This window comes from Klebsiella sp. 141161 (assembly GCF_050600815.1).
In the GTDB taxonomy this organism is placed as follows: Bacteria; Pseudomonadota; Gammaproteobacteria; order Enterobacterales; family Enterobacteriaceae; genus Klebsiella; species Klebsiella aerogenes.
The window spans coordinates 174,473-198,578 of the sequence record NZ_JAQIRN010000008.1 but is presented as its reverse complement, the minus strand read 5'-3'; the positions used below and the strand labels follow the sequence as shown (position 1 = coordinate 198,578).

The 24,106-nt window shown below is 56.2% G+C and carries 18 protein-coding genes; 8 read left to right on the top strand and 10 right to left on the bottom strand.

Going from position 1 to position 24,106, the window contains the following annotated elements; translation table 11 throughout:
• Nucleotides 1-6: 6 nt before the first annotated feature.
• The 5 genes from PGR79_RS20130 to iolD form a co-directional block, all read right to left on the bottom strand.
• Nucleotides 7-1,503: a sugar porter family MFS transporter gene (locus PGR79_RS20130; RefSeq protein WP_015368530.1), complete on the bottom strand. Its 1,497-nt coding sequence runs from the start codon at nt 1,501-1,503 to the stop codon at nt 7-9.
• A 153-nt stretch (nt 1,504-1,656) separates the two neighbouring features.
• A complete protein-coding gene (gene iolE, locus PGR79_RS20125; protein WP_430922368.1) occupies nt 1,657-2,556 on the bottom strand; it encodes a myo-inosose-2 dehydratase in 900 nt (299 codons plus the stop codon).
• A 23-nt stretch (nt 2,557-2,579) separates the two neighbouring features.
• Nucleotides 2,580-3,464 (bottom strand): sugar phosphate isomerase/epimerase family protein, encoded by an 885-nt coding sequence (locus tag PGR79_RS20120; RefSeq protein WP_015368532.1) that lies wholly within the window; start codon nt 3,462-3,464, stop codon nt 2,580-2,582.
• 41 nt (nt 3,465-3,505) lie between these two features.
• Nucleotides 3,506-4,519, bottom strand: coding sequence for a Gfo/Idh/MocA family protein (locus tag PGR79_RS20115; RefSeq protein ID WP_015704222.1), 1,014 nt, complete (start codon nt 4,517-4,519; stop codon nt 3,506-3,508).
• A 47-nt stretch (nt 4,520-4,566) separates the two neighbouring features.
• Nucleotides 4,567-6,507 carry a 3D-(3,5/4)-trihydroxycyclohexane-1,2-dione acylhydrolase (decyclizing) gene (gene iolD, locus PGR79_RS20110; RefSeq protein ID WP_430915317.1) on the bottom strand — a complete coding sequence of 647 codons (1,941 nt, stop codon included), beginning with the start codon at nt 6,505-6,507 and terminating at the stop codon, nt 4,567-4,569.
• A 527-nt stretch (nt 6,508-7,034) separates the two neighbouring features.
• Here iolD and PGR79_RS20105 point away from each other — a divergent pair.
• Nucleotides 7,035-8,948: a bifunctional 5-dehydro-2-deoxygluconokinase/5-dehydro-2-deoxyphosphogluconate aldolase gene (locus tag PGR79_RS20105; RefSeq protein WP_316425330.1), complete on the top strand. Its 1,914-nt coding sequence runs from the start codon at nt 7,035-7,037 to the stop codon at nt 8,946-8,948.
• Nucleotides 8,949-9,096: 148 nt separating this feature from the next.
• The gene (locus PGR79_RS20100; protein ID WP_015368536.1) at nt 9,097-9,951 is read left to right on the top strand and encodes a MurR/RpiR family transcriptional regulator; all 855 of its coding nucleotides are present in this window, start codon (nt 9,097-9,099) and stop codon (nt 9,949-9,951) included.
• 85 nt (nt 9,952-10,036) lie between these two features.
• Here the strand turns inward: PGR79_RS20100 and iolB are convergent, their stop codons facing one another.
• Both iolB and PGR79_RS20090 read right to left on the bottom strand, forming a co-directional pair.
• Entirely contained in the window at nt 10,037-10,837 is an 801-nt protein-coding gene (iolB, locus tag PGR79_RS20095; RefSeq protein WP_015368537.1) for a 5-deoxy-glucuronate isomerase, read from the bottom strand.
• An 18-nt stretch (nt 10,838-10,855) separates the two neighbouring features.
• A complete protein-coding gene (locus tag PGR79_RS20090; RefSeq protein WP_430922365.1) occupies nt 10,856-12,361 on the bottom strand; it encodes a CoA-acylating methylmalonate-semialdehyde dehydrogenase in 1,506 nt (501 codons plus the stop codon).
• A gap of 122 nt (nt 12,362-12,483) precedes the next feature.
• On the opposite strand from PGR79_RS20090, the gene PGR79_RS20085 reads away from it, so the two are divergent.
• The 3 genes from PGR79_RS20085 to PGR79_RS20075 all read left to right on the top strand — a co-directional run bounded on the left by PGR79_RS20085 (nt 12,484) and on the right by PGR79_RS20075 (nt 15,128).
• Complete coding sequence (locus tag PGR79_RS20085; RefSeq protein WP_213794696.1) at nt 12,484-12,687, top strand: hypothetical protein; 204 nt, start codon at nt 12,484-12,486, stop codon at nt 12,685-12,687.
• A 29-nt stretch (nt 12,688-12,716) separates the two neighbouring features.
• On the top strand, nt 12,717-13,538 hold the full coding sequence (locus tag PGR79_RS20080) for a TIM barrel protein (RefSeq protein WP_087858350.1): 822 nt from the start codon (nt 12,717-12,719) through the stop codon (nt 13,536-13,538).
• A gap of 87 nt (nt 13,539-13,625) precedes the next feature.
• The gene (locus tag PGR79_RS20075) at nt 13,626-15,128 is read left to right on the top strand and encodes a helicase HerA-like C-terminal domain-containing protein (protein WP_087858349.1); all 1,503 of its coding nucleotides are present in this window, start codon (nt 13,626-13,628) and stop codon (nt 15,126-15,128) included.
• A gap of 142 nt (nt 15,129-15,270) precedes the next feature.
• Here PGR79_RS20075 and lptG read toward each other — a convergent pair whose 3' ends face one another.
• Both lptG and lptF read right to left on the bottom strand, forming a co-directional pair.
• A complete protein-coding gene (gene lptG / locus PGR79_RS20070; protein ID WP_087858348.1) occupies nt 15,271-16,353 on the bottom strand; it encodes an LPS export ABC transporter permease LptG in 1,083 nt (360 codons plus the stop codon).
• The gene (gene lptF, locus PGR79_RS20065) at nt 16,353-17,450 is read right to left on the bottom strand and encodes an LPS export ABC transporter permease LptF (RefSeq protein ID WP_213317475.1); all 1,098 of its coding nucleotides are present in this window, start codon (nt 17,448-17,450) and stop codon (nt 16,353-16,355) included. Before lptF ends, lptG begins: the two co-directional genes overlap by 1 nt.
• Nucleotides 17,451-17,840: 390 nt before the next feature.
• Between lptF and pepA the strand changes: the two genes are divergently transcribed.
• From pepA to PGR79_RS20050, 3 genes are all read left to right on the top strand, one after another.
• A complete protein-coding gene (gene pepA / locus PGR79_RS20060) occupies nt 17,841-19,352 on the top strand; it encodes a leucyl aminopeptidase (RefSeq protein ID WP_430922363.1) in 1,512 nt (503 codons plus the stop codon).
• A gap of 121 nt (nt 19,353-19,473) precedes the next feature.
• Complete coding sequence (gene holC / locus PGR79_RS20055) at nt 19,474-19,917, top strand: DNA polymerase III subunit chi (protein WP_020079783.1); 444 nt, start codon at nt 19,474-19,476, stop codon at nt 19,915-19,917.
• Nucleotides 19,917-22,772 carry a valine--tRNA ligase gene (locus tag PGR79_RS20050; protein ID WP_430922361.1) on the top strand — a complete coding sequence of 952 codons (2,856 nt, stop codon included), beginning with the start codon at nt 19,917-19,919 and terminating at the stop codon, nt 22,770-22,772. The genes holC and PGR79_RS20050 overlap by 1 nt, the downstream gene beginning before the upstream one ends.
• Before the next feature lie 46 nt (nt 22,773-22,818).
• Here PGR79_RS20050 and PGR79_RS20045 read toward each other — a convergent pair whose 3' ends face one another.
• Nucleotides 22,819-24,015 carry a YjgN family protein gene (locus tag PGR79_RS20045; RefSeq protein ID WP_430922359.1) on the bottom strand — a complete coding sequence of 399 codons (1,197 nt, stop codon included), beginning with the start codon at nt 24,013-24,015 and terminating at the stop codon, nt 22,819-22,821.
• Between the last annotated feature and the right edge of the window lie 91 nt (nt 24,016-24,106).

The window sequence follows — 24,106 nt, the reverse complement described above, 5'->3', positions numbered from 1 at the left end:
GAAGCCTTAGATTTTATCCGCCTGCGACGAAGCCCAGGATTTACGCGCGTAGGCTTTTCCCGCCGGGCTGGTATCCAGCTTCTCACGCAGATAGTGCTCGATCTGCTCAAGGCTGCGGTTGCGCGTTTCCGGCACGCATTTGATCACGAAGATCGCGCCGAAGATGCCGATTGCCGCAAAGATAAAGAAGGTTCCGGAGAGGCCGACCCACGACAGTAGCATCGGGAAGAACAGCGAGATCAGGAAGTTGGCAATCCACATTGAGAACACCGCCCCACCCATAAACATCCCGCGCATCCGGGTTGGGAAAATTTCCGACAACAGCAGCCAGGTCACCGGTGACAGCGCCCCCTGCTGGAAGCTCAGGAACAACAGCATTCCCGCCAGTACCATATAGGCGCGCAGCGCATCCGGCTGACCATTGACCGTTTCCGGCAGCAGGTAGCTCACCGCGCCGATAAACACCAGGCAGGCGGTACAGCCGAACTGGCCGATCATGGTCATCGGGCGACGGCCTATCTTCCCCAGCATCCAGATGCCGACAAAGGTCATCAGCACCGAAACCACGCCGTTGGCAATGGTGGCGAACAGCGCGGCATTATCGGTCATACCGACCGAGGTCAGCACCGTCGGCGCATAGTACATAATGGTATTGACGCCGGTCAGCTGCTGAATAACCGCCACGCCGATACCGATCATGAACAGCTTAAACAGCCACGGGGTCATGATTTCACGAATTTTGGGCTTACCGAGATTGCGCTGCTCGTCGAGAGTTTCCGTAATCTCCATTAGCTCCCATTCGACATCATCTTTACGCCGCGTACGCTCCAGCACCCGGCGCGCTTCCGCCAGTCGGCCTTTCATCGCATACCAGCGCGGGGTATCCGGCATAAACATCATGCCAAACCACAGCAGCACGGCAGGTAGCGTCGCCACCGCCAGCATCCAGCGCCAGGTACTTTCACCGCCCCAAAGCTCATGGAAGGTGGCGTTAGAAATATAGGCCAGCAGTTGGCCTGAGACGATCATCAGCTCCTGCAGCGTGACCAGTTGCCCGCGTTTGTTGGCGGGCGCCATCTCAGCAATGTAAACCGGCACCGTTGCCGCCGCGCCGCCAACCGCTACGCCGAGAACCAGGCGGAAGAAAATCATCCAGTTGACGTCCGGCGCGAGGGCGGTTCCCACCGCGCCGATAGCGAAGATCACCGCCAGCCAGAGGATGATTTTCTTTCTGCCTGCGGCGCTGGCCAGATGGCCAGAAAGCAGTGCGCCGAATGCGGCGCCGAACAGCAGCGAGCTGGTCACCAGCCCGGTGGTAAACGGCGTGAGATGCAGTTCCTTACCCATAAACAGCAGGGCGCCGGAAATCACCCCGGTGTCGTAGCCAAAGAGTAAACCGCCTAAGGTCGCAATCAACGCGACGATCTTAACAAACGGCGTTGCCGGGGCGTCGCTATTCGGCCCCGACGCTTTATTGAGTGTGAGATATTGTTCCTGTGACATAGAAGACTCCAGTAACCTACCTTGTAGGGGGAAGATATGCTCTTGTCTGAATACAGAGGCCTCCTGCCTCACGGACGTGTCGTTCTCGTGTGGTTCTCTTGAGGTTTAGAAAAAGCGGGCCACGCAGCTGTGTGGCCCGAAATGCATCAACGATCAGATTCCTGCCGTTTCGCGGATGTATTTACGCGCCTTTACGGCGTATTCGAAGGGGTTCGCCAGCGCGGGGTCTTGTTCGGCTTCCACCACCATCCAGCCCTTGTAGCCGTAGTCATCCAGCAACTGGAAGACCGGACGGAAATCTATTTCGCCATCTCCCGGTACGGTAAAGGTGCCTTTCTTGACGCCGTCGAGGAATGAGAGCCCTTCGCGGCGCACCTGCTCGATCACCGCGGGGCGGACGTCTTTCAGGTGTACGTGGTTAATGCGCGGCAGATATTTTTTCAGGATCGCCAGCGTCGGCGCCTCGCCCCCTTCCGAATACCAGGCGTGACCGGTGTCGTAGAGCAGGAAGACGCGTTCATCCACCAGCGACATAAACTTGTCGATCTCCGCGGTAGTCTGAATGCCGGTGCCCATATGGTGATGCAGGCAAACCTGCATCCCCTTCTCTGCCGCCAGCTTGCCAAGCGCGTTATAACCTTCGGCTACCCGCTGCCACTCTTCGTCGCTAAAGCACGGCTTCACATCGCCGAGAATCGGTTTATCGAGCCCCTGGATACTGCCGCTTTGCTCAGAGCAGCCAATCACCTTCGCGCCCATCGCATGGAGAAAATTCATGTGATTAACGAATTCATCGATGGTTTTTTCTTTTTGGCCATTCGCGAAGAAGGTGCTGAACCAGGCGTTGCAAATTTGCATGCCGCGAATATCCAGCATCGGCTTCAGCACCGCCGGATCGCGCGGATATTTGCTGCCGACTTCGCTGCCGGTAAACCCGGCCAGCGCCATTTCGCTGACCGTTTGCTGGAAGGTGTTTTCGCTTCCCAGCTCTGGCATATCGTCGTTAGTCCAACCGATAGGGGCGATAGCCAGTTTGACATTGTCTTTGTTCATTTTGATGCTCCTGCCGCTGCGCCTTACCGGCGCAGCAGTTCACGTTCGATAAGTTCACGCGTTTCCACGGCCTGGTATTTCATCTTTTCCGGGTAACCAAACAGCGAGGTGCAGACGATCGGTTCACCGCCAACTTTGAAGGTCTGTTCAGCGAAGCGCATATCGCGCAGGGTGCGGAACAGGGCATCGAAATCGACATCCCCCTCACCGACGCCGACGTGCTGGTGTACGGCGGCGTCAACGCCCGGCGGATTAACGATATAGCGGCAGTGTTTGGTGTGGTTGCGGGTATCGGCAATCAACACGTGCGACAGGTCCTGCCCGGCATAGCGCAGCATCTTCTCAACTTCACCTTTGCCTTTGTCGTAGAAAAAGGTGTGCGGCACGCTGTAGACATACTTCACGTTGTCGCTGCGAAAGGACTTCACGATATCCACCGTCTCGTTGTTTTCTTCGCAGAAGTCCCACGGGTGAGCCTGGATTTCGACGCGGATACCTTCACGTTCGAATATCGGCAGTAATTCTTCCATCGAGCGGTAGAACATTTCTTCGCAAATTTCCGGCTGGTTAGGATCGCCGGAAAATTCGGTATTGATAACCTGCACGCCCATCTCCACCGCCACTTCGATTAACCGCTTCCAGTTCTTCACCGCCGCCTGACGGCGCAGCTCATCCGGGCCGGACCAGCGATATACGCAGATGAACGAGGAGAGCTCAACGCCGTTGTCGCGCAGCGCCTGCTTGTACTCGGCCATGATCTCTCGGCTGGCGCGCGGATGTTTGTAGAATGGGTTAATCTGCGGGTGCGGCGACTGTTCAATGTATTTGTAGCCCCACTCGGCCACCTGCTGAACCATTCTGGTGATCCCGAGATCGCGAATCACATCGACATCAAAAGCAATTTTCATCGTCGTTACCTGTTTGAAACGTTACGTCGGTGAAGGAGGATTTAGCGTTGGTAGAATGCCGGGCACTCAGGTAGCGATACTGCTACCGGTTCGTTGCACTCTTGCGCCTTCAGACAGGCGTCGGCGGCAACCGATGCCGCATAGCCGTCCCAGGCTGAGGGGCCCTGCAGCTTGCCGGCTTTCACATCATTGATAAATGCCTGCAGTTCGACGTCGTAGGCTTTGATGAAACGGTCTTTCCAGTCGGTGAGGATGGCGGTCGACAGGCTGGCGGCTTTACGCATCTCCACCGCCGACGGTTCCGGCAGGCGCGCAATGCCCGTTTCGCCAACGACTTCGCACTGAATGTCGTAGCCGTACTGGCAATTTACGAAGACTTCGACGTCGATCAGGGTGCCCTTTTTCGTTTCAAACGAGACGATCTGTGGATCTTTCAGCCGCGCATGGGTATGGGAGGTCGAACGCGGGAAGCGTACCTGTACGGAGCGGTAGTCGTCATTTAGCAGCCAGCGCAGCACGTCCAGCTCGTGGATCAGGGTGTTGGTGATCGCCATATCGGTGGTGTAGTTCTCGCCGACCGACTGGTTGCGGTGGGCGCAGCGCAGCATCAGCGGCGCGCCGATATCACCGTCGTCGATGACCTTCTTCAACGCCAGATAGCCTTCATCGTACGGGCGCATAAAGCCGACCTGCACCAGGCGACGCCCGGCTTTCATTTCAGCATCAACGATGCGGCGGCAGCCTTCCGCGCTCATCGCCAACGGCTTTTCGCAAAATACGGGCTTACCGGCCTCAATAGCCGCCAGGGTGTACTCTTCATGGGTTGGATCCCAGGAGGTCACCAGCACGGCGTCAACGTCGCTGGCTTTAATCACATCATGACCGTCGGCGTAGACTTCCGCCTGCACGCCCGGCAGCGCTACTGCCGCACGGGCGTTATCGGCGTTGATATCGGAAACGGCGACCACGGTCGCCCCCTGTAGGACCTGGGTGCAGCGACGGATATGTTCTTTACCGATGGCGCCTGCGCCGATGACACCTAATTTGAGTGACATGATGGTTCTCTCCGTAGTTCTGTAGGGTTCAGGGTTCGTGTTCTTTGTTAGTAATCCCGCGCCTGGGCGCGTTTTTCATTAATCATTTCAGCGACTTTACGGATACGTTCCGACAGCGCCGTCTGCGCCACGCCGACGTTCCACCAGCTACCGTATTTGTGGACCATAGTTTTCGGCAGTACTTTAATGTCGATGAGCGTGCTGACGGTTTCACGGCGAGCGGCATCCAGCGCGTGGCGTAGCTCTTCAAGGGTGGTGACCCGCCAGGTCTTGCAGCCGTAGCCGGAAGCGATCGTGGCGAAATCCACCGGCACCAGCCCGCCCTGCAACCGGCCGTTTTCCGCCGAGCGGTAGCGGAACTCGGTGCCGAAGCTATCCATACCGTGTTCCAGCTGCAGGTTGTTGATGCAGCCATTCGCCATGTTGTCGAGCAGAATGACGTTGATCTTCGCCCGCTCCTGCAGGGAGGTGACCAGTTCAGAATGCAGCATCATGAAGGAGCCATCGCCGACCAGCGAATAGACCTCGCTCTGCGGCTGCGCCAGCTTCACGCCGAGAGCGGCGTTGACTTCATAGCCCATGCACGAGTAGCCGTACTCGACGTGATAGGTATTCACCGCCCGGTTGCGCCAGACGCGTTGTAAATCCCCCGGCAGGCTACCCGCCGCCGCCACAATGACCGCATCCGCCGCCAGCGACTCGTTCAGCAGGCCAAGAACGCTGCTTTGCGTCAGGGTGGAATCCGTGATTTGACGGAATTCGCGATATACCGATTCACGGTCAATATGGTCGTCAATTTCTGGTACGAAATCCGTTTCCTGCCAGACAGCCTGGTAGACGCGCTGGGTCTCTTTCATCTGCCGGCTCTGCACGCTTGCAATCTGCGCGCCCCATCCTGCCTGCCAGGACTCGTTCGCCAGCGCAGCGCTGAGCGCGCTTAGCGCCTCGCGGGCGTCCGCCAGCATTGGGATGCCGTCCAGTTTCCAGGCATCAAAATTACTGACGTTAACGTTAAGAAAGCGCACGCCCGGGGACTGGAATATCCATTTCGAGGAGGTGGTGAAATCGCTAAAGCGCGTGCCGATACCGATGACCAGATCGGCCTCTTTCGCCAACAAATTGGCAGCCAGACAGCCCGTTTCGCCAACGCCGCCGACGTTCAGCGGATGCGATGAAACCACCGTACCCTTACCGGCCTGTGTTTCCGCAAACGGAATGCCGTAACGTTCGGCGAAGCTCACCAGCGCTTCGCCTGCCGCGGAATATTTCACGCCGCCGCCGCAGACGATGAGCGGTTTACGGCTGGCTTTAATTGCCGCTACCGCATCCGACAGCTGCGCTGCGCTTGGCGGACGGCGATCCAGACGGTGGACGCGGCGGGCAAAAAAGGACTCGGGATAATCCCAGGCTTCACCCTGCACGTCCTGCGGCAGACACAAGGTGACCGCGCCGGTTTCCGCCGGATCCGTCAGCACGCGCATGGCATTAATGCAGGCGCTCATTAGCTGTTCCGGGCGTGTAATTCGATCCCAGTACTTACTCACCGCGCGAAATGCGTCGTTAGTCGTGATACTCAGATCGTGGCTCTGTTCGATTTGCTGCAGTACCGGGTCCGGCTGGCGGGTGGCAAAGACATCGCCCGGCAGTAATAACAACGGGATACGGTTGGCTGTCGCCGTCGCCGCGGCGGTGATCATGTTGGCCGCCCCCGGACCGATGGAAGAAGTGCAGGCAATGATCTGCCGGCGCAGTGATTGACGGGCAAAGCCTGTAGCCGCATGGGCCATGCCTTGTTCATTACGCCCCTGGTAAACCCGCAGTTCGCCGCTGTTCTCTTCCAGCGCCTGGCCTAAGCCCAACACGTTGCCGTGACCAAAAATAGCGAAAATCCCTTTCACGAATTTCTGCGCTTCGCCGTCCACCTCCAGATACTGGTTATCAAGGAACTTCACCAGCGCCTGCGCCATTGTCAGTCTCAGTTTGCCCATGTTGCCTAATCCTTATCGTTCAGTATTTGTCGTGTGAGTTAGCGCTTTGCTCGCCAGAGAAGATGGCGTAGGTGAGGGAAAGCCGTTAACGTCCACTGGAATATTTTTGGATTATAGGCAAACATTTTTTTCATTAAACACAAATACAGAAGAAATGTTTCATTTTGCGAGAAGGATCAAACTCTCTACCCATTTCACACGTTTCACTTACATCTCCTTCGCGAGCAGGTTTCCAAACGAAAGGGTGAATATAAGATTATCTACATGAAAATTATGGATAATATTGATATTAAAAAAAGGGAAACATGGATAAGCGGGATGCATACAACATGTATGGGTGGGCAGCCGCTCATCCGCGCAGAGTGGTAGATCCTTCACACTTTTGGTTTTTTAATTTCGATTAGATTTGAAAATGAAATATTTATTTCTCAAACTAGAGATAACTAATAACCATCAGGCTGTTCACGGCAGACTGTCACTCATGCGACCTTCTCCTGGCAGCAGATTTGCAAAAGGAAACCCTAGCGATGAATGCAGCAGTTAAGCGGCTCGACGTCATCTGTATTGGCCGGGTGGCCGTCGATCTCTACGCCCAGCAGATAGGGGCAAGATTGGAAGATGTGGCCAGTTTCGCCAAGTATCTCGGCGGCTCCTCGGGCAACGTCGCCTTTGGTACCGCGATTCAGGGATTAAAATCGGCGATGCTGGCGCGGGTGGGCGATGAGCACAACGGCCGGTTTCTGCGTGAAACCCTCAGCCGCGCAGGTGTCGATACCGAATATCTGATCACGGATAAAGAACGGCTGACCGCATTGGTGATGCTGGGCATTAAGGATCAGGATACCTTCCCGCTGATTTTCTACCGCGACAACTGCGCCGATATGGCGCTGACGCCTGACGATATCAATGAAGAGTACATCGCCTCTTCACGCGCTCTGGCGGTGACCGGCACCCACCTTTCACACGCCAATACCCGCGATGCGGTACTGAAGGCGCTGGAATACGCCCGCCGCCACGGCCTGCGTACCGCACTGGATATCGATTACCGTCCGGTGCTGTGGGGGCTCACTTCGCTGGGCGACGGTGAAACGCGTTTCATTGAGTCGGGTCCGGTGACCCGTCAGTTGCAGGAAGTTCTGCACCTGTTCGATTTAGTCGTCGGCACTGAAGAAGAGTTTCATATTGCCGGCGGCAGCACCGATACCCTCACCGCGTTGAAAAACGTTCGCCATGCCACCAACGCGACGCTGGTCTGCAAGCGCGGGCCGATGGGCTGCGTGGTGCTGGAGGGCGCCATCCCGGATAGCTGGGACGAAGTGCCGCTGCAGCAAGGCGTTCGCGTCGAAGTACTCAACGTACTCGGTGCCGGCGACGCTTTTATGTCCGGACTGCTGCGCGGCTGGCTTAATGATGAAGGCTGGGAACAGGCCTGCCGCTACGCCAACGCCTGCGGCGCGCTGGTGGTGTCACGTCACGGCTGCGCGCCGGCGATGCCGACGAAAGTGGAGCTTGATGATTATCTATCGCGGGCCGGTGCCGTTCCACGCCCGGATATCGACGCGCGGCTTAATCATTTGCACCGGGTGACCAGCCGACGCCAGTCGTGGCCGGAACTGTGTATCTTCGCCTTTGACCATCGTAAACAGCTGGCGGATTTGGCATTAGAAACCGGGCGCGACCCGGCCTGTATTCCCGAACTCAAACTGCTACTGTTGGCCGCCGCCGAGGCGGCAGCCACAGAGGCCGGACTGGATCGGCGTAGCGGCATCCTCGCCGATGGAACCTATGGTCAACGTTCACTTAACGCCATTACCGGTAAAGGCTGGTGGATCGGTCGGCCGATTGAGCTCCCCAGCTCGCGTCCGCTACGTCTTGAACATGGCAATATTGGCTCACAGCTGATCGACTGGCCGCTTGAGCACGTCGTCAAATGCCTGGTCTTTTACCACCCGGATGACCCGGCAGCGCTGCGCGCCGAGCAGGACGCGCTGCTGCTGGAAGTCTGGCAGGCCTGCAATAAGTCGGGGCACGAGCTGCTATTGGAAGTGATCCTGCCGGAGAACGGACCGGACAAAGATGAACGCCACTACCACACTATGCTGGAGCATTTCTATCAGTTGGGCATCCAGCCGGACTGGTGGAAGCTGCCGCCGCTGGCCAGCGCCCAGTGGGAGCGGATTTCAGCGCTTATCGAGCGCGAAGACCCATGGTGCCGGGGCATCCTGCTCCTGGGGCTGGATGCGCCATCGGATCGATTGCGTTCAGGTTTCGCCGAAGCGGCCGGGCACCCGATGATCAAGGGTTTTGCCGTCGGCCGAACCATATTTGGCCAGCCTTCGCGCCGCTGGATGCAGGGCGAACTGGATGACGCCGCGCTAATCGATGAAGTGAAACGCAACTATCTACGGCTCATCGGCTACTGGCGCGAAGCGCGCGGCTAACCTCCTTCAGGCCCGCCTCTTCCTTGAAAGCGGCGGGCCTGCGGTTTCTTCGTGAAATGAATCGCGTATTTCATCGCAAAAAATGAAAAATTCGCTTCATTTGGTACACTGGAAGCCATATTCCTTCCATTTTCTCAGAGCGCAACTTATGGCTAATAATCCGACCCAACTGACCATCCTGCAGGATGAAATCAGACGGCGCTACGACACGCTCAGCAAACGTCTGAAGCAGGTGGCGCGCTATATACTGGATAACAGTAATAGCGTTGCTTTCGATACAGTAGCCTCCATTGCGCAACAGGCTGACGTTCCGCCCTCAACGCTGATTCGCTTCGCTAACGCCTTTGGCTTCAGCGGCTTTAACGAAATGAAGCAGATGTTCAGGCAGCATCTGATGGAAGAGACCGCCAACTACACCGAGCGCGCGCGTCTGTTCCGCCAGACCACTAACGACGAAACGACGCCGCCGGAAACGCCGACGGAAATCCTCAACATGTTCAGCATGGTCAATACCCAGGCGCTGCAGCAACTGGCAATGCAGACCTCCGGCGAAGACCTCAACCGGGCGGTAGATTTACTGGCGGATGCGGAAAATATCTATGTCATCGGCCTGCGTCGCTCATTTAGCGTCGCTTCTTACCTGACCTACGCGCTGCGCCATCTGGATCGCAAAGCCTTCCTGATCGACGGCCTCGGCGGGATGTTCACCGAGCAGCTCAGTCTGGTGGGGCCGAAGGATGTGGTTGTGGCGGTGAGCTTCTCGCCCTACGCCCGTGAAGTGGTGGAACTGGTTGAGCTTGGCGCCCAGCGCAAGGCGCGACAAATCGCCATTACCGATAGCCAGGTAAGCCCGCTTGCCGCCTTCAGTGATGTGTGCTTTGTGGTGCGTGAAGCGCAGGTTGATGGTTTCCGCTCGCAGGTGGCCTCGCTGTGCCTGGCCCAGACGCTAGCGGTATCGCTGGCATTGAATAGCAGCAAAGAGCCGCAGCAGCACCGCGCCTGATTACCCGTTGCGCTACGCTGTATACAACGGCAATCAACAGACAAAAAAGCCGGGGACATCCCCGGCTTTTCTCGTTTATCGCGCACTATGAATAGCGATCGCTGTTGATCCAGGCGTGATCGTCTTCCCAGGTAAATAGCCACTTACGATCCGGCCCCGCCATTACGTTCAGATAGTAGCTGTTGTAACCGGCGATCGCCGCTACCGGATGGTAGCCGCGCGGCACCATCACCACATCATGGTTATAGGGCGCCATACAGGCATCCAGGCTGCGGTCATCGGTGTACACTCGCTGAAAGGCAAAGCCTTGCGGCGGATCGAAGCGGTGGTAGTAGGTCTCTTCCAGCTGGGTTTCCTGCCCCGGCAGCGCGGTATCGTGCTTGTGCGATGGCCAGGAGCTGGTCGCCCCTTCTTCGGTGTAGACTTCCACCACCAGAAGGCAATCCGCCTGCGCATTATCCGGCAGAATATTATGTACCAGCCGCTGGTTGCGCCCTTTACCGCGATGCTCTACGCCGACATCCTCAGGCCGTATCACTCGCGCCGGGAAGCTGCCTTTGCCCGGCGCGCTGCAGACCGCCAGCTCAAGATCGGAATCTGCAGTGACCTCGACCTTATCGTGCGGCGGCACATAGACCGACCACGGCGGCGTACGCTCGAATGGCGACATGCGTTTACCAAGGTCGGGAAAATCGGCGTGCTGAGTTTTGATCGAGGCCAGCCCAGAGACCAGAACCAGACATAGCTCACGATCACCGCTCTCCAGGGTCACGGTTTGCCCCTGTTTTAACATCCAGACATCAAAGCCAATATAATGCCACCCCGCGCTCTGCGGGGTGATGTGCTGGATATGTCCCTCTTTTTGCGCTTTAGCCAATAACGACATAGCGTTCTCCTTCGCCGATTAACCTAACGTCGGCATACTGAATTCAGATACGGTTTGCTGCCCCTGCGGCCAACGCACGGTGGCAGTTTTCATACGGGTATAGAAGCGGACGCCGTCCGGCCCGTGGACGTTCAGCGCGCCAAATACCGAGCGCTTCCAGCCGCCGAAGCTATGGAAGGCCATCGGCACCGGCACCGGTACGTTGACGCCAACCATGCCGGCCTGTACGTCATGGACGAACTCGCGGGCGGTATGGCCGCTGCTGGTAAAGACGGCGCTGCCGTTACCGAATTCGTGGCTGTTAACCAGCGACAGCGCGCTTTGGTAATCAGCGACGCGGACAATCCCCAGCACCGGACCAAAAATCTCTTCGCGCCAAATGGTCATTTCCGGAGTGACGTGGTCAAACAGCGTACCGCCAACGTAATATCCGTCCTCATGCCCGGCCACGCGCAGCCTGCGACCATCCACCACCAATGACGCCCCTTCGCTGACGCCCTTATCAATATAGCCAAGTACTTTTTTCTGATGCGCTTCGGATACCACCGGCCCCATTTCGTTTTCGTCTTTGCCGCGCAGGCAGCCAGGACCGACTTTCAGCGACTCGACTAATGGTTTCAGGCGGGCAATCAACTTATCTGCAGTCTCGTCACCGACGGCCACCACTACCGGCAGGGCCATGCAGCGCTCGCCAGCGGAACCATACGCGCCGCCCATAATGGCATTCACGGTCGCATCAAGATCGGCGTCCGGCATCACGATGGCATGGTTTTTCGCCGCGCCAAACGCCTGGACGCGTTTTCCGTGAGCGCTGGCGGTTTTATAGATATATTCCGCCACGCCGGAGGAGCCGACAAAGCTGACGGCGGCAATACGCGGGTCGGTATAAAGCTGCTCGGCATCTTCATTGCTGCAGTGAATGACGTTAAAGACGCCATCCGGCAGACCGGCTTCTTTCAGTAACTCAGCCATGCGTACCGCCGCGGTCGGGGCCAGCGCAGGTGGTTTTAGCACGAAGCTGTTGCCGCAGGCCAGCGCGATGGGGAACATCCACATCGGCACCATCGCCGGGAAATTAAACGGCGTTATCCCCGCCACCACGCCCAGCGGCTGCATGAGCGAATAGCTGTCGACGCCGGTACCCACGTCGGAAGAAAACTCACCTTTAATGAGGTGCGGAATGCCGCAGGCAAACTCAACCACTTCCATGCCTCGGGTCAGCTCGCCCAACGCATCGGACCATACTTTGCCGTGCTCGCTAACGATAATGCCCGCCAGTTCATCGACGTGCTGTTCGAGCAGCATTTTGAAATTGAACAGCACGCGGGCGCGGCGCAGCGGCGTGGTGCGGGACCAGCTGTCAAAAGCGTCGCGAGCGACCTGGATTGCATCGGAAACCTCATGCGCGGTGGAAAGCGTGACTTCGCGAACCACATCGCCAGTAGCCGGATCGTACACCGGCATCGTTTCCCGGCTGCTGCTGGTTACCGTTTTCCCACCAATAAAGTTACCTGTGATAGTCATCTTCTCGCCTCATAGTGTAGAAGGCCGTTCAAGTTACGGCCCGTCGCTGATTGTGCTGTGCTATAACCGTAGTAAAATGAAATTTATATTTCAATAATCAGATAAAATGAAATTCTACTTTGGTGATGGTTGTCGCATTTTTCAGCAAACCACTCTCCATACAATTTCAAATCACAGCAGTAGCGAAGGTGAGATTTTATGCGGTTATCTTTGATGTAAACCATGAAATGGCGCAGCAACTTTTTTGCGATCGTGCTCAAACAACCATCATTTCATCCATTGCCAATGATGAAATAAACATTTTAACTATCTGGCAAGCGAACTAAACCAGTCAACATCTTGTCAGGAGTGTCAAATGGCCATTGCCCTGCAGCGTTTCTGTATCAATCGTAAAATTGCGCCGTCGCTCAGCATTGAGGCGTTTTTCCGTCTGGTGAGCGAACTCGGGCTGCACAAGGTCGAGCTGCGTAATGATTTACCCAGCGGTAAAGTCACCGACGCGCTCACCCACCAGCAGGTGCGCAGGCTGGCCGACCGTTACCAGCTTGAGATTCTGACGATCAACGCCGTCTATCCCTTCAACCGCCACAGCGCTGAAGTACGTCACCTGACGGAGTCGCTGCTGAAAGAGGCGCAGGCTATTGGCGCCAAATCGCTGGTGATGTGCCCGTTAAATGATGGCACCACGGTAGCGCCGCAAGAAACGCTTGCCGCTATGCGCGAGCTGGCGCCGCTGTTCGAACAATATGGCATTCAGGGCCTGGTCGAGCCGCTGGGCTTCCCACAAAGTTCGCTGCGCTCGGCGGCGCAGGCTCAGGCGCTCATTCGCGATGCTCAGGTGCCGTTTAAGCTGTTAATTGATACTTTCCACCATCATCTTTATCCACAAGCAGAAGAGGAATTCAGCCAGCTGGACATTGCTGAGATAGGTCTGGTTCATCTCTCCGGCGTTGACGATTCCCGCCCGCGAGAACAGTTGACCGACGACGAGCGCATCATGCTGACGCCGCATGACCGGCTGCTGACCTGTCAACAGGTGCGGCATCTCGAAGCCCGCGGATACCAGGGGGATTACGCCTTCGAGCCTTTCGCTCCGCAGCTGGCGTCATGGCGCGAAGAGGATATTCGCCGCGAGATTGAACAGAGCATTGCGCTGATTCAGCGCCACTGCGCGTAAGATTAAACGTTGAGAGTTATCGATTTCCTCCCTCTTTTTGCTGTCAGGTTGCCTATAATCGACGCAGGATAAATGGAGGAATCGATCATGAGCTCACCCTTGCTAATCGCACGCACGCTGGACAAACAGCTCCATCTGCTGCCAGCAATGGCTAACCGTCACGGCCTAATTACCGGCGCCACCGGTACCGGTAAAACCGTAACGTTGCAAAAACTGGCGGAGTCATTTTCCGAGATCGGCGTGCCGGTCTTTATGGCCGATGTGAAAGGCGACCTGACCGGTATTGCGGAGGCAGGCCAGAGCTCTGAGAAGCTTCAGGCGCGTCTGGAAAAAATCGGCGTTACCGACTGGGAGCCGCACGCCAACCCGGTGGTTGTTTGGGATATCTTTGGTGAAAAGGGCCACCCGGTGCGCGCCACGGTATCGGATCTCGGCCCCCTGCTGCTCGCCCGCTTGCTCAACCTGAATGAAGTACAAAGCGGCGTGCTAAACATTATTTTCCGTATCGCTGACGATCGCGGTCTGCTGCTGCTGGACTTTAAAGATCTCCGCGCCATCACCCAGTTTATCGGTGATAACGCCAAAGCCTTCCAGAACCAGTATGGCAACATCAGCAGCGCTTCGGTCGGCGCTATCCAGCGCGGGCTGTTAACCCTGGAGCAGCAGGGCGCAGAGCACTTCTTCGGCGAACCGATGCTGGATATTCAGGACTGGATGCGTGTCGATGCCAGCGGTAAAGGGGTGATTAATATCCTTAGCGCCGAAAAGCTCTATCAGATGCCGAAGCTTTACGCTGCCAGCCTGCTGTGGATGCTCTCCGAACTCTACGAGCGCCTGCCGGAAGCCGGCGACCTCGAAAAACCGAAGCTGGTGTTCTTCTTCGACGAAGCCCACCTTCTGTTTAACGATGCGCCGCAGGTACTGCTGGATAAAATCGAGCAGGTGATTCGCCTTATCCGTTCTAAAGGGGTCGGCGTCTATTTTGTTTCGCAGAATCCGTCGGATATCCCGGATGCCGTGCTCGGCCAGTTGGGCAACCGCGTGCAGCATGCCCTGCGCGCCTTTACCCCGAAGGATCAAAAAGCGGTGAAGACCGCCGCCCAAACCATGCGCGCCAATCCGGCGTTCAGTACCGAGCAGGCCATTCAGGAGCTCGGTACCGGCGAAGCGCTGATCTCCTTCCTCGACGAAAAAGGCAGCCCATCAATAGTAGAAAGAGCGATGGTTATCGCCCCATGCTCGCGGATGGGGCCGGTCAGCGACGATGAGCGAAATGGCCTGATTAACCACTCGGCGCTGTACGGCAAGTATGAAGAAGAGATTGACCGCGAATCGGCCTTCGAAATGCTGCAAAAAGGGGTGCAGGTCGCCACCGAGCAGCAGTCGGCGCCGCCGGCAAAAGGCCAACAAAGCGGCGATGACGACGGGCTGCTCGGGGGACTGAAAGATATTCTGTTCGGCACTACCGGCCCGCGCGGTGGTAAACGAGATGGTATTGTGCAGACCGCCGCCAAAAGCGCCGTACGTCAGGTCACCAACCAGATCGTCCGCGGCATGCTGGGAAGCCTGCTAGGCGGAAGGCGCCGTTAACGTCAGTGTCGAGCCCCGGATTGCGGCGCGCTGCGTCCGATCCGGGCGACAACAATACAGGGCATTACACTGCGGATCGCCACTCAAACCGCGGGCACAAAAAACCCGGCGTTGCTTGCGCTTGGCCGGGTCATTTATCGAACTACGCTTTTCTCATCATCAGCCAAAGGCTTATCAGGAAGAAGCTTGCGCTTGGCAGCAGCGCGCCGATTATCGGCGGTATGCCGTAAACCAATGTTAGCGGGCCAAATATCTGGTCGAGTACGTAAAAGATAAAGCCGAAGCTAATCCCGGTAACGACTCTCACGCCCATTGCCACGCTCCGCAGGGGACCAAAGATGAACGACAGCGCCATCAGCATCATCACGGCCACCGACAGCGGCTGGAAGATCTTGCTCCACATGTTGAGCTGGTAACGGCCAGGATCCTGGCCGCTGGACTTCAGATAGGTCACATAGTTATGCAGGCCGCTGATTGATAGCGCGTCCGGATCCAGCGCAACCACGCCGAGTTTGTCCGGCGTCAGTTTGGTCTTCCAGGTTCCGCTGACCATTTGCGTGCCGGTAACCTGTTTCGGATCGGTCAGATTAGATTCATCCACCTGCGACAGGCGCCAGATCTTGGCGTCATTATCAAACTTAGCGGAAGCGGCGTAACGGACAGATTGCAGACGACGGTTATCGTTAAACTGGTAGATGCTCACCCCGCCCAGCTCATCGTTACCCTTTACGCGTTCAATGTAGACAAAATTATGCCCGTCTTTCGCCCACAACCCCTGCTGGGTCGACAGCAGCGAACCGCCGTACATCTGCTGCGCACGGTAGTTACGCGCCATCTGTTCGCCCTGCGGCGCCACCCATTCACCCATCGCCATGGTCAACAACACCAGCGGGATCGCCGTTTTCATCACCGCCAGCGCCACCTGCATACGGGTAAAGCCGGAAGCCTGCATCACCACCAGTTCGCTGCGCTGCGCCAGCATACCCAGCCCCAGCAAAGCCCCAAGCAGGGCCGCCATTGGGAAGAAGATTTGCACATCTTTTGGCACGCTGAGAATGGTATAGAGTCCTGCTCCCAGCGCATCATAGCTGCCCTGCCCGGCTTTTTTCAGCTGGTCGACAAACTTAATAATTCCGGAGAGCGACACCAGCATGAACAGCGTCATCATGATGGTGTTGAAAATGGTTTTACCGATATAGCGGTCAAGTACGCCAAACGCCTGCATCACACCGCTCCTTTATTAAACCGGGCACGGAAACGACGCATCGGCACCGTATCCCACAGGTTAAGCAGCACCGCCAGCGCGAAGTAGAGCAGGTTCACGCCCCACATCCAGATGGCGGGGTCCATTTTGCCTTTACCCGCGTTCGATTTGATCGACGTTTGCAGCAGGAAGAACACCAGATACAGCAGCATCGCCGGCAGCATAGACAGCACGCGGCCCTGACGCGGGTTCACCACGCTGAGCGGGACAACCATCAGCGCCATCATGAACACCGCCGCCACCAGCGTAAATCGCCAGTGCAGCTCGGCGCGGGCGCGATCGGTGTCGGTATGCCACAGGGTGCGCATATTCATCTGTTCAGTGTCGCCAGGATCGGCCGCTACCGCCTGATGGCCAATAACCGCCTGGTAGTTTTTGAAGTCGGTAATACGGAAATCGCGCAGCATCGCTGTACCTTCAAAACGCGTCCCTTGAGTCATCGTGACCACCTGGGAGCCGTCTTTTTTCTGCGACAGCTCGCCGGAATCCGCAACCACCACGGAAGGACGCGCGTTGCCTTTAGGCCTCAGTTGCGCCAGGAACACGTCGTTGAAGCGGTTACCGTTGACGTTTTCGATAAACAACACCGCGCTGCCGTCGCTGGCCTGCTGGAACTGGCCCTGAGCCAGCGCCGCCATTCCGGGGTTAGCTTTGGCTTCCGCCAGCACTTCGTCCTGATGGCGCGACGACCACGGCCCCGCCCACATCACGTTGACCGCCGCGACAGCGCCGGTAAACAGGGCAAGGATCATTGCCGCCTTAATCAATACGGCTTTACTCAAGCCGCAGGCGTGCATCACCGTAATTTCACTTTCGGTATACAGTTTGCCCAGCGTCATCAACAACCCGAGGAAAAGACTCAGGGGCAGAATGAGCTGCGCCATTTCCGGTACGCCCAGCCCTAACAGCGAGAGCACCAGGTTGGTCGGGATATCGCCATCTACCGCGGCGCCGAGGATCCTGACGAGTTTCTGACAGAAGAAAATCAGTAACAGGATGAATAGGATCGCCAACTGGCTTTTCAGCGTCTCACGAACCAGATATCTTATGATTATCACTATAAATACGCCCGTAAAAACCCGTCTTATTGCAGGAAAATTGCTTGTTTCATGGCTTAAACGTCATTTATTCTCTTTTATCGTCGAAAACATCGCTAAGATTAAATGACTCATCGGTTCTGCGTATCAGGATCTTTTCTGACGAACCAAGGCCGTAATAACGTTAAGATTAACACGAAGTCACCGCAACAGCGGACATGAGTTACGAAAGCTTGCAATTATATACTCAATGGATTTCGAGTTGTAGAAAGGCGGCAGGACTGTGAAGCCCCAAAGCGGCATCAGCCAGCGTCAGGGGTAAGCAGGCGTAGCCAACGCATCTGCAACTGGAAAGGCGACGAGTATAGCCGTAGCCACCACTGTTGTCTTTAAGATTCAGGAGCATAGTGCATGGAGTTCAGTGTAAAAAGCGGTAGCCCGGAGAAGCAGCGGAGTGCCTGTATCGTGGTCGGCGTCTTCGAACCACGTCGCCTCTCCCCCATCGCCGAACAACTCGATAAAATCAGCGACGGTTACATCAGCGCCCTGCTGCGTCGCGGCGAGCTCGAAGGCAAGCCTGGCCAGACCTTGTTACTGCACCATGTGCCGAACATCCTGTCTGAGCGCATTCTGCTCATCGGCTGTGGTAAAGAGCGCGAACTGGATGAACGTCAGTATAAACAAGTTATTCAGAAAACCATTAATACTCTGAATGACACTGGCTCGATGGAAGCCGTCTGCTTCCTGACCGAACTGCACGTTAAAGGGCGCAACAACTACTGGAAAGTTCGCCAGGCCGTTGAAACCGCCAAAGAGACGCTGTACAGCTTCGATCAGTTGAAGACCAACAAAAGCGAGCCGCGTCGTCCGCTGCGTAAAATGGTCTTTAACGTGCCGACCCGCCGCGAGCTCACCAGCGGCGAACGCGCCATTCAGCATGGCCTGGCGATTGCCGCCGGCATCAAAGCGGCGAAAGATCTCGGCAACATGCCGCCGAATATCTGTAACGCGGCTTATCTGGCTTCCCAGGCGCGCCAACTGGCTGACACCTACAGCAAGAACGTCATCACCCGCGTGATCGGCGAGCAGCAGATGCGCGAGCTGGGGATGAACTCCTATCTTGCCGTCGGCAACGGCTCGCAGAACGAGTCGCTGATGTCGGTCATCGAGTATAAAGGCAACCCGTCTGAAGACGCGCGCCCTATCGTGCTGGTCGGTAAAGGCCTGACCTTCGACTCCGGCGGTATCTCCATCAAGCCTGCCGAAGGCATGGACGAGATGAAGTACGACATGTGCGGCGCGGCGGCGGTTTACGGCGTAATGCGGATGGTTGCCGAGCTGCAGCTGCCGCTGAACGTCATCGGCGTGCTGGCGGGCTGTGAAAACATGCCTGGCGGTCGCGCGTATCGCCCAGGCGATGTTCTGACCACCATGTCCGGGCAGACCGTTGAAGTGCTGAATACCGATGCCGAAGGCCGTCTGGTGCTGTGCGACGTGCTGACCTACGTTGAGCGCTTCGAGCCGGAAGCGGTTATCGACATTGCGACGCTGACCGGCGCCTGCGTGATTGCCCTCGGCCATCACATCACCGGCCTGATGTCGAACCATAATCCGCTGGCTCATGAGCTGATCGGCGCCTCCGAACTGGCCGGCGACCGCGCATGGCGTCTGCCGCTGGCCGACGAGTTCCAGGATCAGCTGGAGTCCAACTTTGCGGATATGGCCAACATCGGCGGCCGTCCTGGCGGCGCGATTACCGCTGGCTGCTTCCTGTCACGCTTCACCCGCAAGTACAACTGGGCGCACCTTGACATCGCCGGTACCGCCTGGCGTTCCGGGAAAGCCAAAGGCGCAACCGGCCGCCCGGTGGCGCTGCTGTCGCAGTTCCTGCTCAATCGTGCGGGTTTTAACGGCGAAGAGTGATTGCCGTCTGATGCCCGGTAGCGCTACGCTTACCGGGTCTACGGAATGATGCCGTTTGTAGGCCGGGTAAGCGTAGCGCCGCCCGGCTTTGCATTTAAATCCACAACAAGAAGCCCCATATATGAAAAACGCAACGTTCTATCTTCTGGACAACGAAGACACCGTCGACGAGCTCAGCGCCGTCGAACAGCTGGTGTGCGAAATTGCCGCAGAACGTTGGCGCAACGGCAAGCGCGTACTGATCGCCTGTGAAGATGAACAGCAGGCTATTCGCCTCGACGAAGCGCTGTGGACGCGTCCTCCGGAGAGCTTTGTGCCGCATAATCTGGCGGGCGAAGGCCCGAGAGGCGGCGCGCCGGTGGAAATTGCCTGGCCGCAAAAGCGCAACAGCAGTCCGCGGGATATTCTTATCAGCCTGCGGCTAAACTTTGCAGATTTTGCCACCGCTTTCACAGAAGTGATAGACTTTGTCCCTTACGAAGATTCTTTGAAACAACTGGCGCGCGAACGCTATAAAGCGTACCGCATGGCTGGTTTCAACCTGAACACGGCAACCTGGAAATAATGGAAAAGACATACAACCCACAAGATATCGAACAGCCGCTTTACGAGCACTGGGAAAAGCAGGGCTATTTCAAACCGAATGGTGATGAAAGCCAGGAGAGCTTCTGCATCATGATCCCGCCGCCGAACGTCACCGGCAGTTTGCATATGGGTCATGCCTTCCAGCAAACCATCATGGATACCATGATTCGTTACCAGCGCATGCAGGGTAAAAACACCCTGTGGCAGGCCGGTACCGACCACGCGGGTATCGCTACCCAAATGGTGGTTGAGCGTAAGATTGCCGCTGAAGAAGGTAAAACCCGCCACGACTACGGCCGCGATGCTTTCATCGACAAAATCTGGCAGTGGAAAGCGGAATCCGGCGGCACCATTACCCGTCAGATGCGCCGCCTCGGCAACTCCGTCGACTGGGAGCGCGAGCGCTTCACGATGGATGAAGGCCTGTCCAACGCGGTGAAAGAAGTCTTCGTTCGCCTGTACAAAGAAGACCTGATTTATCGCGGCAAGCGCCTGGTCAACTGGGACCCGAAACTGCGTACCGCCATTTCCGACCTCGAAGTGGAAAACCGCGAATCGAAAGGGTCCATGTGGCACATTCGCTATCCGCTGGCCGATGGCGCGAAAACCGCTGACGGTAAAGATTACCTGGTGGTCGCCACCACGCGTCCGGAAACCCTGCTGGGCGATACCGGCGTGGCCGTTAACCCGGAAGATCCGCGTTACAAAGACCTGATTGGTAAATTCGTAGTGCTGCCGCTGGTTAACCGCCGCATTCCAATTGTTGGCGACGAACACGCCGACATGGAAAAAGGCACCGGCTGCGTGAAAATCACCCCGGCGCACGACTTTAACGACTACGAAGTTGGCCGCCGTCATCAGCTGCCGATGATTAATATTTTGACCTTTGATGGCGACATCCGCGAAAGCGCGGAAGTTTACGATACCAAAGGCAACGAATCCGACGTTTATTCCAACGAGATCCCGGCTGAATTCCAGAAGATGGAACGTTTTGCCGCGCGTAAAGCGATGGTTGCCGCCGTCGACGCGCTGGGCCTGCTGGAAGAGATCAAACCGCACGACCTGACCGTGCCTTACGGCGATCGCGGCGGCGTGGTTATCGAACCGATGCTAACCGACCAGTGGTACGTGCGTGCCGACGTGCTGGCCAAGCCGGCAGTTGAAGCCGTTGAGAATGGCGACATCCAGTTCGTGCCGAAGCAGTACGAAAACATGTACTTCTCCTGGATGCGCGATATTCAGGACTGGTGTATTTCCCGTCAGCTGTGGTGGGGTCACCGCATCCCGGCATGGTATGACAACGACGGCAACGTCTATGTTGGCCGTAGCGAAGACGAAGTGCGTCAGGAAAACAACCTGAGCGCCGACGTTGCCCTGCGTCAGGACGAAGACGTTCTGGATACCTGGTTCTCTTCCGCGCTGTGGACCTTCTCCACCCTCGGCTGGCCGGAAAACACCGACGCGCTGCGTCAGTTCCACCCGACCAGCGTGATGGTGTCCGGCTTCGACATCATCTTCTTCTGGATTGCCCGCATGATAATGATGACCATGCACTTCATCAAAGATGAAAACGGCAAGCCGCAGGTTCCGTTTAAGACCGTCTACATGACCGGCCTTATCCGCGACGACGAAGGCCAGAAGATGTCCAAATCCAAGGGTAACGTCATTGACCCGCTGGATATGGTCGACGGTATCACCCTGCCGGAGCTGCTGGAAAAACGTACCGGCAACATGATGCAGCCTCAGCTGGCGGAAAAAATCCGTAAGCGCACCGAGAAACAGTTCCCGAACGGCATCGAGCCACACGGCACTGACGCCCTGCGCTTTACCCTGGCGGCGCTGGCCTCTACCGGCCGCGACATCAACTGGGATATGAAGCGCCTGGAAGGTTACCGTAACTTCTGCAACAAACTGTGGAACGCCAGCCGCTTCGTACTGATGAATACCGAAGATCAGGATTGCGGTTTCAACGGCGGCGAGATGGTGCTGTCCCTGGCCGACCGCTGGATCCTGGCTGAATTCAACCAGACCGTGAAAGCGTACCGCGAAGCGCTGGATAACTTCCGCTTCGATATCGCCGCGGGCATCCTGTATGAGTTTACCTGGAATCAGTTTTGCGACTGGTACCTCGAACTGACCAAGCCGGTCATGAACGGTGGCAGCGAAGCGGAGCTGCGCGGGACTCGCCATACGCTGGTGACCGTGCTGGAAGGTCTGCTGCGCCTGGCGCATCCGATCATCCCGTTCATCACGGAAACCATCTGGCAGCGCGTGAAAGTAATCTGCGGTATCACCGCCGATACCATCATGCTGCAGCCGTTCCCGCAGTATGAGGCTTCTCAGGTTGATGAAGCGGCGCTGACCGATACCGAATGGCTGAAGCAGGCGATCGTCGCCGTACGTAACATCCGTGCGGAGATGAACATTGCGCCAGGTAAACCGCTGGAACTGCTGCTGCGCGGCTGCAGCAAAGATGCCGAGCGTCGTGTTAACGACAACCGCAGCTTCCTGCTGAACCTCGCGCGTCTGGAAAGCATCACCGTGCTGCCTGCCGATGATAAAGGTCCGGTTTCCGTGACCAAGATTATCGACGGCGCCGAGCTGCTGATCCCGATGGCGGGTCTTATCGACAAAGAAGCCGAGCTGGCGCGTCTGGCGAAAGAAGTGGCGAAAGTCGAAGCGGAAATCGGCCGTATCGAAAGCAAGCTGTCCAACGAAGGTTTTGTTGCTCGCGCCCCGGAGGCAGTTATCGCCAAAGAGCGTGAGAAGCTGGAAGGCTACGCGGAAGCGAAAGCGAAGCTTATCGAACAGCAGGCCGTGATCGCCGCGCTGTAAAAACTCGCGATAGAAAAAAGCCGGAGCTTGCTCCGGCTTTTTTACATTATAAGAACGGCAGGTTAGGTAAAAAACCGCTGCACAATTTACCAGCTACTGGCGGCTGACAGGTCTCATCTTGCTGCAGGTCGAGCGTTTCAAAGTCACCAATCACCTCAGTGTTGGCGGCAATATAGCGCATCAAATTAATCTTTAACCAGGGATACGCCAGACCCAATGTCAGCGGAGAAAGAAACGTCAGAGCCAATAAACGCGGAGCAAGTCCAAAAAACGTCAGGGTAGAACGAAAACGAATGCTGTCGCCAAGCACCAAATTATTCCACGCGTGATTACGTAAGGCCACCCGGATAAATGCCATGGCTAATACGATACCAATGGTGAGAGATAAATATCCACTCAATACCGCACTAAGATGCCGCAATGCCATAAACAGCGCTGTATTTTCATTACACATGCCGAACATACATCCTGTGAAAAATTGCATAAATGCGGAAATGAAAAAACCTAAAAACAGTAACATAAACGGCAACAAAATTACCGTTGCCCATAAAAACGCCACGATGCAACGCTTCGTGCTGATATAAATATTAAATTTAGTTTTACCTAAGTTTCCGCCTTTGCCGATCAGCTCAAGCCAGTGACTGTAAACCACCCCATTGGCGGCGGCCATGACACACAGTGCCAGTAAAAGCAGGGCAACGAAACCCACTAACATGCCATTTATGCTAAAACCTAACCAGAGACGGCTTCCGGGAATGAAGAGGATAACCGCCATTAGCACGACTATCAGCAAAGGTAACCCGAGCATAATCCACCATGCGCGCAGTAGATTACATTTAAACCCAAAACGAATATTAGCGAATGAGGTCATATTCGCGTGATAGCTTAACCCCTTCATTACCATGACCGGCAGCAGGATAAGAAATGCCAGCGTCTCGAGCCCTTCACTACCGGGAGAGAAAATGGCAAGCGCCAGACTAAGTAAAACCAGCACGATAAACATCAGCAGCCAGCTAAGTAAAATCGTGAAACCGCGCCCGTGGTAAGCAAAACGGTTACCGTTAACTTCCATATTTTCACAAAAATAACGGCGACTACGTACCCATGCCCAGGGAATGAATATCCCTAAAGTAATTACAGACAGTATAATATTAACCAAACAAATAAAAAAATAACTCTTTGCCCGACCGTGAAAAACAAAAAAATGACTATTGCTTTGTTTTTCCCCTGAAAAAATCTCCATACCTCGCCGTCCTTGCATTTTAAAGTATATATATAAATAATAAGCCAGAATAATTTCCATTAAGCATACAGAATATATTATCTGGAAATTA